The sequence below is a fragment of the Cytobacillus sp. IB215665 genome (genome assembly GCF_033963835.1).
In the GTDB taxonomy this organism is placed as follows: domain Bacteria; phylum Bacillota; class Bacilli; order Bacillales; family SM2101; genus Nanhaiella.
In genome coordinates this window covers 337897-350754 of record NZ_JAXBME010000002.1, presented here as the reverse complement: position 1 = coordinate 350754, position 12858 = coordinate 337897, and the positions used below count along the sequence as shown (strand labels likewise).

The following is a 12858-nucleotide window of genomic DNA, read 5'->3' as shown; positions in this document are numbered from 1 at the left end:
TTACTTATCAAAATATTCTTCAAGCGCTTGTTTTCTTGATTCTTTTTTTTGTTTCTTATTATCTTTATCTGTAAAATATTTCTCCTTCTGAAGATCCTTTTTTTCCTCTTCCACATTCTGCTTTTTATCCTTATTGTAATACATACTTTCTCGTTTAATTTTAGTGTTTTCTTCCATTAAATGTTTAATTTCCCTTTTTGCTTTTTCCAACTCATGTTTATAAAAACTTTTATCATCAAAAAAATCAGTAGCAGCATCAACAGAACAGTCTAACTGCTCTTTAAGCCTTTCAAGTTCTTCTTGTTGTTCGTTTAATTTATTTAGCAGCTCTCGTTTTTCTGATTTAAGATATACCTTCTGTAGATACTCAATAGGGAAGCAGCCACTATAATTTTTTAGAAAAACAAGCCTTTCTCCATGTCGTTCATATTCATCAGTTCTACAAGTCCAAATTTTACCATTGTGTTTAATTGCCTCTTCACAACTATGCATTACCACTTTGTCACCCTTTTGAATCAACCCATACGCCCTCCTTAAATAAAATACTGTCATATATAAGTAGTAAATGCAGGACGAATAAACAATGTAAGGGATAGATGACTAATTAGTTATACTTTTTTCATACAATTGACTATCAATTTTCAACTCTAAAAAGAACATCTTCACAAGTGAAGATGTTCTAATCCAAACATATTTAATTTTTCACAATTATCATATACACATATATGCGTGTAACACTTACGCTTTCTTTAAGGCTCTATTAATAAACTTTGTTGCTATTATCGTCAAATTTATACTATCGAAGTGGCTTTATATGTTAGTCATCATATTACAGAAAGAAAAGATGCCAAGAACTTTAGTTGTATTTCCTAATAGGAAAAACACCAATTAATGCAAAAACCGCCTTCTGTAACGAGGAGTTTACTTCGTCTTTATCTTTCTGTGTACAAACATTGAAAATGCTAGAGGCAAAACACCAAACCATCGATTTCCAAAAGAGGTACGTTCATTTTTTCGTTTTTGACGATACTTTTTTCTTTCTTCTTTCGGTTGGTCAATATAACTAACAATTTGTTGGGTAACATATTTCACATAATCATTCGTAGACAACAGCTACACCTCCTACCATCTACTACTTATTATCTCCTCCTATGCTTTTTTTAACCTCTAAATTAATTTCATCTACAATTTGCGCTATACTTTTGTTTGTTGTATCGATTGTCACACTGCATTCTTTGTAATATGGAAGTCTTGTTGTCAATATGTGTTCAATCTGTTCCTTTTTGTTATTTTTTATTAGAGGTCTAGATGAATCCCCTTCTAGTCTAGAGATGATTTGTTCTAGATCACAATGTAAATAAATCACAAAACCATTATCATTCATCCAATTACGATTTTCTTCTTGAATAACGATTCCACCACCGGTAGTAATCACAACATTTTCTGTTGGTAATGTAGGTAGCAATTCTCTTTCATATTGACGAAATGTATCCTCTCCATCTTCTTTAAAAAGCTCACTAATTTTTTTGCCCATTTTTTTTTCAATGTAATCATCAGTATCAATTACAGGTAACTTCCACTCTTCCCCTAAACTTTTTCCTACAGTAGTTTTTCCAGCACCCATGAAGCCTGTTAAGATGACTGCTTTCATTTTCTCCCCCCATAGTAATAAAATATTTAAATTTAATGTAGTTAATGTAATGCTTCCCACTTAATTGGCGAATATATTTGAGTTTTTCTTGTACGAGTTCACTAATGGTTTTCTACCCATTTTATTATTCTACCCTCTTCTAATTCATAAATAAAGAAGGCATTGTAAAGACGGTTTTGTAATGTTTTACATTCAATCGATATTTTAAGCAGCCTTTCCTCAATTTGTTCTGTTGAGTACATTGCTTGTCCATTTGGATATGTGTATATTTTATTTTGAATAGGGTGAGCATTGTCATGAATGTCTGTTAAAATATCTGTAGTAGTCATTTGCACAATGTTTTCTAGTATATAAAGTTGTTCTATTTCATGGTAAAAGTTTTTTTCTACTACATACATTTCTATTTGATGAAGTAGCACTAAAAAAAATAACAAGCTCATAACTAACGTAACTGGAAAAATAAAACCATGTTCATTATTCTTTTTCACGGTAAGGCACCTCCAATGTTACCATTGAAGAAATTCGCTCTTCGTATAATTCACCACTAAGATCGATAACTTGGATAATAATACCTTCTGTAACAGGACGAAAGATAACAGAGGAAATGTTTTGTATTAACACTTCATGCCCTGTCCCATCTACCCTACGCCTTAGTATAGTCTTGTATTGTTCATAGGAAATCGTTTTCTGATGACTAGTCGTTAAATATAATGTATTGGAATTGACATTGATAGCAATTGCTTCTCTCAACTCAATACGCGCTTGTTGTAGAAATAATTCCCATTCTTGATTATTGATTTGATCATTATTATCATAATTCGGAAAAACAATAGCTATCATGGTAGGTAAAAATGCAACGATTAATAAAAAAATAGATAGTGATAACAAAACCTCTATGAGCGTAAAACCTTTTGCAGTTCGAATTATTTGTTTGTATAACCACACCTTTTCTTTTCTTCCTTTCGAAAATCTATATACGATACACATACTTTAGCTAATTCATTCGCGTCTTCCCAAGCAACTGTGAACTTATAATTGTTAACGTTCATTTGCTCATCTGCAAAATACGATTCTGTATGATAAATTTGAAGCTTATTCGACACAATGTGATTAGCTGTATTGATCAACTGAATGTTTTTTCGTTCCTGTACAATATGAGTTAGCGGAGGTAATAATATGAGGAGCAGAAGAAGCCATATACTTAAGGATACTAATAGTTCAATCATAGAAAAGCCATTACAATTCTTGAACATAAAACCTTCCCTTTCCTAGCAGAAAAACAACTTTATATTTCTTACCATGATGATTTACAATTAATGTTCCAGCTTGACTTATAGCACCATTACTACGAAAAGATATACTTAACCCTAATGTTCCTTTTTCTATGTTTAAACCTTTGTCAAATGAGCGTTGCATGATGGGAGAGCTCATACCATTAGAAAGAACATAATATGTTGAATCCTGATTTGAGAAAAGAAGTGTTATGCTTTTTTGATTACTCAATGCATAAATTTGAGCGTAAAAAATATCATTTTCTAATTGGGCAAAAAAATGTGCCATCTTTCTTTTTTCAATAAGAGGGTTAATTTGTAGAACTGAAACGGAAGCCATTATAGAGACGATAGCTAATACAATCATTACTTCAATTAATGTATAACCCCGTTCATTTTTATAATTGTCATTCTTCAGTCACATCACCTTCCTTCACGCTACCGTCGGTACCCACTTCTATAACATTTCCACCTGGGCACGTATTTGTCGTAATATACCCTTCTTCTAAAAGTTCAGTTATTGTCGGAATCGTTTCATGTTCAATCTCATAAGCTTTCACCTGAGCTTGTACCATATTTATTAATGCATCACACCCTTTCTCGTTTATCACTTTACTATGTTTAGTAATATTAGGTATTGTTATAATTAAAAGTACTGAAATTACCATAAGGACAATTAACATCTCGATTAACGTAAAACCTTTGTCGTCCATCATTTTATCCCCTCTTTCACACATACTATAAAGCTTTAATTAACTGAAACATTGGAATCATGATTGCTAAATAAATGAACAAAACGACCATACCTACACTTATAAAAAGAGCTGGTTGTAAAACATTTAACAATGACATCACTTTTTCTTCGATTCTTAGTAATGTGTATTGACTATAATGATACAATTCATTTGCAAGGTTTCCATTGGATTGTCCGTGAGAAATAACTAGGGCTAATTCTTTCTCGAAATAAGGTCTTGATTCAATAATTGCCTCTAAGCATTCTCCTGAAGTTAACTGCTGACGAATACGTGCTGCTTCTAACTGATAAAATGCTAAATGATACTGCCGCTCAAAAATCAACAATGATTCATTAATTGATAGTCCACCATTAAGTAAAGTACTTAATTGAAAAGAAAAATATTGGGAGTTTATTTGTGCTACTGATGAATGAAGGAACGGTATCTTACAAATGATATTCATTTGTAAAATAGGAGATTGTTTCTTGAAGAAGGTAAAGTAAAACGCTAACGATAAGGTAAGGCAACACAAAACAGTTAAAAAGATATAAGGTGTAATCGCATACACATTTTGTAGAATTGTTGAGAAAGTAGTTTTTGTTAATTTCATTGATTGATTTAATTGGTCAAATTGATTCAATAATACTTGCTGCACAGCCACAAACAATAAAGACACTACAACGATTAAAAACACAGGGTAACGAATAACCTTAATAAACTTTTTATAATATACATCTTTTTTGGCTATAATTGAACTACCTTCTAGCAATGCTTTTGCTAATTCACCTTGTTGCTCAGAAAAGTATAAATAGCTCAGTAAGTCCCTATGAAAAGATAAATGTTCTAAAACCTCGTGAAGTAAGTAACCTTCTTTCATTTTTCCTATGCAATATTGTAGATCTTCTTGTTGTGATTTAGACAATTGTAAAGTGAGAAACTCAATCCCTTGAGATAAAGTATACCCTTTCTCTAGCAACTCACCTAACCTGCGACAAAATTGGGCTTGTTGTTTTAAATTCCATTTATTTTTCGATTTCATCTTTGTATACCCATTTATCGAATTCTTTAGTAGAGATAAACCCAAGAGCTATTGCTTTACTAATAACATCTTTCATTTTTTTATAACTATAGACAACTGAATCTCCCTTAGCTTCATCAATCATTTTTGTTAATATTTTCCCGTACACAAACTCACTAATACTCGTTCTCCTATATGTGCGTAACGTTTTACAATATATAGAGCACTCCTCAGCACAAAATGGACATTTAATATTCACTAACCTTTGGGCGGTAATTGCAATTAGAGTTTGAGATATGTCTTGTACTGGAACACCAAATTCTAACAGCCTATAAATGGCACCTTTCGCTTCTCTTGTATGCATGGTTGTTAACACTAAATGTCCAGTAAGTGATGCTCTAACAGCAATTTTGGCAGTTTCTGCGTCTCGAATCTCTCCAACCATAATTACATCAGGATCATGTCGTAGTATCGCCTTTAGCCCATTTGAGAATGTGATACCTGCCTTTTCATTTACCTGTACTTGAATGACTTTATCACTCCTTTTTTCAATTGGATCTTCAAGCGTAATAATGTTGCGATTTACCAGGTGTTGGGATGAATGAAGTAAAGAATATAATGTGGTTGTTTTACCCGAGCCAGTTGGACCTGTAAAAATGATTAACCCATGAGCATGCTTTAATAAAGAAATAAGCTTTTTTGTCGTATTAGGGAAAAGAGTTAAAAAGTTGAGTGGATAAAATGAATCTGAAGGTAATAATCTAATAACGAGGCTTTCATTATTAATCGTAGGTAAGGTTGATAGCCGAAGTTGAAGGTTTTTGCTATTAATAATCATAGATAATGCGCCATTTTGCGGCCTTCGCCTTTCACCAATATCCATTCCGGCAAGAAATTTATAATGTGCAATTAATCGCTCACATGTTGATTTACTTATCATTTCCTTTGCAGTTAGTTCGTTGTCTAGCCGAAATTGAATCAGAGCATCTTTTTTTCGAGGCATAAAGTGAATATCAGATACGCCCAAGTGTTGGGCCTCAGTTAACAAGCGATCACCAATTCTTTCAATCGCTGGCAAATGTATCGACCTCCTTTTATATTGATTAATAAACACTCTTCTACATAAATCTCCATTCTCCTTCTTTTTTTTCGTATAAAATACATTTATTTAGAAGGGTATAAATTTAACTATGAGATGCTGCAGCTTAACCCTTAAGGAAAAGGACGACAAATGGCTATCTTTTTCTCTCCGTATTCAACATTAATAAATAAACTTGCTTTGTCAATAATAACAAAATAGTCAACAAATTGTGAACAATTTAGAACAACTAATGTTTACCACGTAAATAACATTTAAATGTAAATACGCCTGTATTATAATGGAATTAAGATTCCATTGTTAGGAGTGAACTGTATGGAACAAACTTTAAAAATTACAAATGTATTATCTGATCCTACTCGTTATTACATCTATCAATATATAACTAAAAGACATAGTGAGGTTACCGTTCAAGAAATTGCTGATGAGTTTAAAATTCATCCGAATGTCGCACGTCTCCATTTGTCTAAATTAGAAGATGTTAACATGCTTGTTTCAGAGGCAAAGAAGACAGGAAAAGGTGGTAGGCCAAGCCGTTTATATCGTTTATCTGACGATGTGGTACAACTGTTTTTCCCATTTCGCGATTATCAATTATTAGCAAAAGTAGCCATACAATCAATGATGAAACTAGGTGAGGCTGGAAAAGAAGCATTATTTGATACAGGGAAAGCATTTGGTCAAGAAATAATTAATTCACAGCTTCACCCAAATGACACACAAACTACGGCACTGTCATTCGAACATAAGTTGAAAATACTAAAAGATTCTGCTACTACTTTAGGTTTTCACCCTGAATTTGAACATAATGAAGATAAAACGATCATCTTTTTCCAAATCTTCAATTGTCCATTTAAAGAACTAGCTGATAAACATACTGACGCTATTTGTGGCATGCATTATGCTTTTTTACATGGAATGTTCGAAGTATTATTCAATAATGTAAAACTAATCGAAAAAGATAATATTATTCACGGCTGTGACTCTTGTTCATATCAAGTCAAAGTCACAAACTAGTAACAATCTTATGTTTACAATCGCCTGAATTGTACATTATAATATGTAAGTGGAATATAAGGGGATAAAGGAGGGACTTATACATATGGATCGTATGTTTCGTGTATTAGGGTTTTGGACAGGTATATTTGCTGTTATGTTTTATATTGGTCACATGGATGAAGTAGCATTGCTTTTCTTCGCTCAAACGGTCTTCTTTATTATTTTAGGTTATTTAAAACTAACTGAGCGCATGTATCTTTATATATTTGGTGCTTACTTAACAATTTTTTTCGCGGGCTTCACATACTATACTACATTCTTTATGGTACCTGGCGCAGGACATTAAGAGATTATAATCAAGAACAAAAAGCGATGGTTTTCCATCGCTTTTTGTTTTGATTATAAAGAGCTTGTTCATTTAAACATCAGTGTAAGCTAAAGAATATCCTCCATCTACAACCAGTGTAGCATTTAACTATAATCCTTAACACATATAGTTTTTTTCCCAAGCTATATCCATGTTTTTTTGCATCATGATGACGTGAAAATATGAACTTATCCCGCCATCTAAAATTAAACTTCTTATCGCACGATTTCTTTTGCTAACTTCAGAAAAAGGGTTCGTATCATTATTCTCTTGTAAATATTGTAATATACCAGCCTCAAGCAGGAATTGATCCTGCCTCATCATAGCGACTTCGGTAAATCCAGCCTTACGGTAGTAATATTTAACGGCATCAAGATGAACGTGTGACGTGATGTCCATATTTCCTGGGTTTAATAGAGGATTGTTAATGAGCTGATGACGATGGTACCCTCTAAGACTTCCTCTCATATGTGCAGGATGTTGCCATTCTTTATGTGTATAGCCATAATCCACAGTATATACAACCGCTTGTTCTAGAGTGCTACTAAGCTGGTGGATAAAACTTTTCATCTGTAACGGAATTTCAAAGCGTTGACCATTAGTTAATTCAATGTTCTGTTCTTCTAAATATTTGATAATTTCTTTATTTGAAAGCGGTACGAAGTATTCTTCAATTTCGTTGTCATCATTTAGTGTCACCATAACCTCATGTAATTCCTCATGACGTTTTTCAATTACTTCAACTGGAAAAGCATCGAATAATTCATTCGTAAAAACAACCCCCTGATAAAAAGGATGATTTTCAATGAACTGTTGAAGATGTTCAAACTGAATCACTTTATCTTGTTCATTTATGAGCAGCTGCCTTTGCAGCTCACGATGATATGGACTCGTTTCAATCAATATATATGTAAGTTGCTCATATGACTGGGGAGATCTTTCTTTCCATTCTTCTAGTACCGATTTTGCAAATCGACCGCTGCCTCCTCCAATTTCAACAATCATTGGGGGCACTTTTTGCTGTTGGACTAAATCAATAAATATATTAGTAAACAAGACAGCAAAAACATTGGAAATATTACTACTCGTTATAAAATCACCTTTTTTACCGATCTTAGTTTGTTCTCGCATATAATAGCCATAGTTAGGATGATACAGTGCTAATTCCATAAATTGCGCATAAGAAATCATCTTGTTTTGACTTGAACTAATCGCATCTTTAATAATTGTGTTCATATTCATCATAGTATTAAAACCCGTTTAAAAAAGGATTGTTACTCATTTCAATTTCAATTGTCGTTTCAGGGCCATGACCAGGTAGCACAATCGTATCTTCAGGAAGTGATAATAATTTTGCATGAATGCTATTAAGCAATTGCTGATGGTCTCCACCAGGTAAATCAGTACGCCCTATACTACCCGCAAAGAGTGTATCACCAGAAAAAACAGTCTTAATACTTTCACAATAAAATGATAAACTTCCAGGCGAATGCCCTGGTGTTTCAAAAACAGTAAAATGAAATGATCCGATCGTTAGTTGTTGTTCCTTGTCAATGATTACGTCGCCAGGTTTATCACAAACAACAGCGCCTAATGAAAAATATGCTGAACCATTCAATGAAGCATTTGTAAGCCAATCTTGTTCATCTTTATGGATGTAAACAGGGACACCCCACTTCCTTCTAACATCTTCAACAGCACCTATATGATCAAAATGTGCATGAGTAAGAACAATTGCTAAAGGCTGCAGAGATTTTCTTGTTAATAATTCATTAAAGGAATCTCCTTCACTTCCTGGATCAAAGATAATACATTCATTTTGTTCATTCCTAAGGATGTATGCATTTGTTTGTAAGGGACCTAACGGAATTTGCTCCCAATTCATCATTTTGTATTCCTCCATTGCAGTCATTCTAATCTTATTTTACACTAATTAAAGATGCTCAGAAAGATTGAAATAAGGTTGACTTTTAAGGAGTGTAAAAATTGATTACATATTATGGAGTTGAAATGCCGGAAGAAGTAGATGACTCTACTCATTTATTAGACATAACAGCAATAATAAGTAACATTACCACTTTTGATTTTGATCAACAGCTGTTGCTTTTTTCTGATTCAGAAGATGCTATATTAGCAAAAGAATATTTATTAACATATGATTATGAAATAGAAGAGTACGTTTTATTTCACGTCGAAAATATATTACCAACTACTAAATTTACTGATTATGGATTTAAATCTGAAAAAGGTAAACACTATATGTACAAAGATATGGTTTCGCCGTTTATTGTGAAAAGTGGTAAGCCACAACAAATTGAAATGGCATTAATAGAAATAAATGAGTTTGTGGTTGCAATCGAGGGTGGCCAGAATACCATATATTTTGTTGATAAACAACACAGCGAGTTAATTTATGGCATCGCTAAAGCTTATGACATAGAAGTGTCATTTTTTCATCTCGACAAATAAGATGAAAACGATTAAAATATAATAGGAATGTTTTGAGCCTTTACATATAAGCTAATAATATCTAAAGGAGGCACAAAGATGGTACAGATGGGACTTGTCTTCATATTTGGGTTAGTTACTATTTTGGCAGCAATTGGAGTTGTTAGCTCCCTTAAAAACAAAAATTTCCTAGGATTCTTTTTTGCTTTTGGAACAGTCGCTGTATTTGGTTTCTTTACTGTGATGACTGTTATTAATCATGGTTACCCTGCAGTTGCCCACTAAAAAGAGCTAACAAAATAATTAAACCATCGATTAAATAAATCGATGGTTTTTTATTTTTTCGCGTAAACTTTGTTTCTTCCCTTTTCAGAAGATAAAGATATCGTGCTATAGCAGAAAATATGACTCAAAGTCTAGTTTAATAGGGTGTATTTTATTAATACGAATAACACCCACCTTTGCGAAAACAGCCTAATACCTTAATTCCAATAAAGTCCAACTCAATAAAATATATAAATGAGATTTTGTGAATTTATTCGTTATTAATGAAGGATCGACCCACGTATCATGCTATTTCTTATTACAAAAATCAGCATTAATTATATAAAAAAAATTTACTTGCAGAACTTTATTATAGCTGAACAAGTTCATAGATTTTGTTGTTATTAAGGTTAATAATTTTTTCATTATAGTATCCATACAAACAAAGTTCACCATTTGGCGACATATTTATCGGTAGGTTAGGGATGTTTGACAAGATTAGTTTTTTTTCACCAGTGAGTACGGAATAGGTAATTAACTCAAAATCATCGTGATAGTTATCATAATTACCACTTCCGTATGGAGCAAACGTGATAAATTCATCCTTACTTTCAATAAAGTCAAAATAAGGGAAGAACCATTGTGAATAAAGAGCTAACAGCGGAATTTCCATTTGGGTCATTTTTTTAATAGGACTAGTTTGATAAAAGGAATAATAAGCAATACTGTCATCATCTGTTGTAATTGTCATTAAGAGATTATTTGTAGTGGCATACATAGAAACATCCTCTATCAAATGACGCTCTTGTTTCATTTGTAGGTTTTGTTCATACAATGGTGCAGAGTAAGAAGGTTCATCTTGGTTCCACTTTAAATATGTAACTTCTTCAATTCCAGCCCACTGAATAAATGGTATATCGATTGTACTTTCTTCAACACTCTGTTTAGAAACATTTAACAAATAAGTTTCAAAGGACCAATCAGCAAAAAATGTTGTTACATATAGTAGCTCAGGATTATAAGGGTTCCATTCATAGTTTAATTCGTAAGAACCTGTAGCCCACTTGAATACCTCTTTCCCTTCCTTATCAACAATAATAATCTCTGCCTCATACGTAGTCGGTAAAGTATGTAGCAAGAAATAACTTTGATTATGGTTCCCTTTTATTGTTGAAATTTCTGAGTTGCTCTTATAAAGTTGTTCCTTTTTTCCTGAGTAGATATTGTGCTTATACACAATAGAACCTTCATTCTCGTTAGTAATAAACAATATCGTCGTATCATTGTACCAATCCCCAACCGTTTGAATGCTGCGATCATCAAGATCAATTGGTTGAATTGTTGAATTGTCTGTATACAACTGGTCTATTTTCCCTTTAGTTAGATCATTTACAAATCTTAATGAAGGTTGTTTATCTATCGTTTTTGTACCATTATTTATAAAACAACCCGTGACCACTGTTACAACTATGATTAAAGAAAAAACAAACCGAAACCAACGCATATTATCGTTCACCTCACCTACTTGTATATACGATTATGATGCGTGAATGGTTTCATTTCAAGAAGAAAACCTAAAAATCACATATACATAGAAGCTAGAAAGATTCCAACTGTTTTGTTATAAATTTCATCAAACTGAGATAATGGCAATGGATTTATTCCTCTTCCAAGTTCTATAGTAAAACCAGATCTTCTCCACTCTTGGATAAACCAATCTTTGTAGCCTGCGTGGCTATCAACGTACCGTACCGCTTTATATCCACTCACCCTAACGAATTCTTTTACAATTGCTTCTGAGTATGGAGGCTCATAACCTTCATATCCCCAATAAATCTCTTCTCCTTGTGTATGGAATGCTAGCACTCTGTCAAAATTGCGGATTTCTGTTAGTTTTTCCATTGCTATTGCTTCAGGTTCTGTTAATGGGGCATCACCAGGATAATCTCGAGGAGCTGGTGCCTTAGGCTTTTTACGTTCTTTTTCAATTTCCCAATTTGCTGGATATTGATTGTTAAGGTCAACACCTCTAATATTTGCTTTCCAATCAGAAAAATTCATACTTCCGCTATTTATTTGAACTACTTTAGTTTTATAAGGCATTTGGTTTGGTGGGCCGTTAATGACAAGATTGACACCATCAGGATTTACCATCGGAACAACTGACAGCATAACTGAATCATATAGCTTCTGTGTTAAAATTCCACGAATGTACCCACTATTTGTTAGTGATAACAGATAATCATTTAAAAATTGCATAATTATTGCTGTCGTTATCCACTCATTCGCATGAAAAGCACCATTCCAATGAACTTTTTTTGGACCTCTTCCAATGATAAGTTCGGGTATGTTTGAATTTAAAACTGATTTCCCAGCTTCATTTAATTTAATAAATGGGTATACTTGACGTAGTTTATCAATATCTCTAACTAATGCTTGATAATCGTATAAGGTATTAGTGTGGATGACACCACTTGACATGGAAATGGGAATATAAATTCTTTGGCCAATACTTAACTTATTTGGATTTACGTGTTGATTTACGAGCAATAAAGCATCAGTTGATAAATTAAACCTTTGCGCAATATTCCAATACATATCCCCTGGTTTAATTGTATATGGTCTTAAAGTAAAGCTTGGTATATTCACCTCATCTCCAATGGCCAAAACATTAGGCTCCTTATGTGGGTTGGAGTCAATGATAAGTTGCAGAGGAATCTGAAATAATTGGCTGAAATACCATAATGTATCACCTTTTCTTACCATAACTTTCAATAGTAATTCCTCCTTATATCTTATTAATACAAGGCTCTTTTCGAACATTTGTCGTTATTTATACGAAATTACCACAGTGATGTGACTATCATCATTTTATAGAAGAAAAGAGATATTATAGATGTATCCGTATTAATTTATTAGTGCGAAAAACAGCCTAATACAACAATATGAGTATCAATAATAAAACATGAATAAAAACGCTATGACCAACTTCATATGGCCATAGCGT

18 protein-coding genes are annotated in these 12858 nt (G+C 32.9%); 4 read left to right on the top strand and 14 right to left on the bottom strand.

Going from position 1 to position 12858, the window contains the following annotated elements:
- The 10 genes from SLH52_RS03695 to comGA all read right to left on the bottom strand — a co-directional run bounded on the left by SLH52_RS03695 (position 1) and on the right by comGA (position 5752).
- Positions 1-519 carry a hypothetical protein gene (locus SLH52_RS03695; protein WP_320207933.1) on the bottom strand — a complete coding sequence of 173 codons (519 nt, stop codon included), beginning with the start codon at positions 517-519 and terminating at the stop codon, positions 1-3.
- Between the two features lie 402 nt (positions 520-921).
- On the bottom strand, positions 922-1110 hold the full coding sequence (locus SLH52_RS03690) for a YqzE family protein (RefSeq protein WP_320207932.1): 189 nt from the start codon (positions 1108-1110) through the stop codon (positions 922-924).
- A 22-nt stretch (positions 1111-1132) separates the two neighbouring features.
- A complete protein-coding gene (locus tag SLH52_RS03685; RefSeq protein WP_320207931.1) occupies positions 1133-1651 on the bottom strand; it encodes a shikimate kinase in 519 nt (172 codons plus the stop codon).
- A 101-nt stretch (positions 1652-1752) separates the two neighbouring features.
- Positions 1753-2139: a competence type IV pilus minor pilin ComGG gene (comGG, locus tag SLH52_RS03680; RefSeq protein WP_320207930.1), complete on the bottom strand. Its 387-nt coding sequence runs from the start codon at positions 2137-2139 to the stop codon at positions 1753-1755.
- Positions 2126-2596, bottom strand: a complete 471-nt coding sequence (comGF, locus tag SLH52_RS03675) for a competence type IV pilus minor pilin ComGF (protein ID WP_320207929.1) — start codon at positions 2594-2596, stop codon at positions 2126-2128. Before comGF ends, comGG begins: the two co-directional genes overlap by 14 nt.
- Positions 2575-2904 carry a competence type IV pilus minor pilin ComGE gene (gene comGE, locus SLH52_RS03670; protein WP_320207928.1) on the bottom strand — a complete coding sequence of 110 codons (330 nt, stop codon included), beginning with the start codon at positions 2902-2904 and terminating at the stop codon, positions 2575-2577. The genes comGF and comGE overlap by 22 nt, the downstream gene beginning before the upstream one ends.
- Positions 2888-3340, bottom strand: coding sequence for a competence type IV pilus minor pilin ComGD (comGD, locus tag SLH52_RS03665; protein WP_320208059.1), 453 nt, complete (start codon positions 3338-3340; stop codon positions 2888-2890). Before comGD ends, comGE begins: the two co-directional genes overlap by 17 nt.
- Complete coding sequence (gene comGC / locus SLH52_RS03660; RefSeq protein WP_320208058.1) at positions 3330-3635, bottom strand: competence type IV pilus major pilin ComGC; 306 nt, start codon at positions 3633-3635, stop codon at positions 3330-3332. Before comGC ends, comGD begins: the two co-directional genes overlap by 11 nt.
- Positions 3636-3660: 25 nt before the next feature.
- Positions 3661-4695 (bottom strand): competence type IV pilus assembly protein ComGB, encoded by a 1035-nt coding sequence (gene comGB, locus SLH52_RS03655; protein WP_320207927.1) that lies wholly within the window; start codon positions 4693-4695, stop codon positions 3661-3663.
- Positions 4679-5752, bottom strand: a complete 1074-nt coding sequence (gene comGA / locus SLH52_RS03650; RefSeq protein ID WP_320207926.1) for a competence type IV pilus ATPase ComGA — start codon at positions 5750-5752, stop codon at positions 4679-4681. The genes comGB and comGA overlap by 17 nt, the downstream gene beginning before the upstream one ends.
- 336 nt (positions 5753-6088) lie before the next feature.
- Here comGA and SLH52_RS03645 point away from each other — a divergent pair, with 336 nt between their 5' ends.
- Both SLH52_RS03645 and SLH52_RS03640 read left to right on the top strand, forming a co-directional pair.
- Entirely contained in the window at positions 6089-6790 is a 702-nt protein-coding gene (locus tag SLH52_RS03645; RefSeq protein ID WP_320207925.1) for a helix-turn-helix transcriptional regulator, read from the top strand.
- Positions 6791-6875: 85 nt separating this feature from the next.
- Positions 6876-7118 (top strand): DUF2626 domain-containing protein, encoded by a 243-nt coding sequence (locus tag SLH52_RS03640; protein WP_320207924.1) that lies wholly within the window; start codon positions 6876-6878, stop codon positions 7116-7118.
- 138 nt (positions 7119-7256) lie between these two features.
- Here the strand turns inward: SLH52_RS03640 and SLH52_RS03635 are convergent, their stop codons facing one another.
- Both SLH52_RS03635 and SLH52_RS03630 read right to left on the bottom strand, forming a co-directional pair.
- Entirely contained in the window at positions 7257-8384 is a 1128-nt protein-coding gene (locus SLH52_RS03635) for a class I SAM-dependent methyltransferase (RefSeq protein ID WP_320207923.1), read from the bottom strand.
- Positions 8385-8388: 4 nt separating this feature from the next.
- Entirely contained in the window at positions 8389-9024 is a 636-nt protein-coding gene (locus SLH52_RS03630; protein WP_320208057.1) for an MBL fold metallo-hydrolase, read from the bottom strand.
- Between the two features lie 101 nt (positions 9025-9125).
- Between SLH52_RS03630 and SLH52_RS03625 the strand changes: the two genes are divergently transcribed.
- The gene (locus SLH52_RS03625; RefSeq protein WP_320207922.1) at positions 9126-9608 is read left to right on the top strand and encodes a hypothetical protein; all 483 of its coding nucleotides are present in this window, start codon (positions 9126-9128) and stop codon (positions 9606-9608) included.
- An 87-nt stretch (positions 9609-9695) separates the two neighbouring features.
- Complete coding sequence (locus tag SLH52_RS03620; protein WP_214480445.1) at positions 9696-9872, top strand: DUF2759 domain-containing protein; 177 nt, start codon at positions 9696-9698, stop codon at positions 9870-9872.
- Between the two features lie 349 nt (positions 9873-10221).
- On the opposite strand, the gene SLH52_RS03615 is transcribed toward SLH52_RS03620, so the two are convergent.
- Both SLH52_RS03615 and SLH52_RS03610 read right to left on the bottom strand, forming a co-directional pair.
- Positions 10222-11355 carry a hypothetical protein gene (locus SLH52_RS03615; RefSeq protein WP_320207921.1) on the bottom strand — a complete coding sequence of 378 codons (1134 nt, stop codon included), beginning with the start codon at positions 11353-11355 and terminating at the stop codon, positions 10222-10224.
- Between the two features lie 77 nt (positions 11356-11432).
- Complete coding sequence (locus tag SLH52_RS03610) at positions 11433-12626, bottom strand: M14 family metallopeptidase (protein ID WP_320207920.1); 1194 nt, start codon at positions 12624-12626, stop codon at positions 11433-11435.
- Positions 12627-12858: the final 232 nt, after the last annotated feature.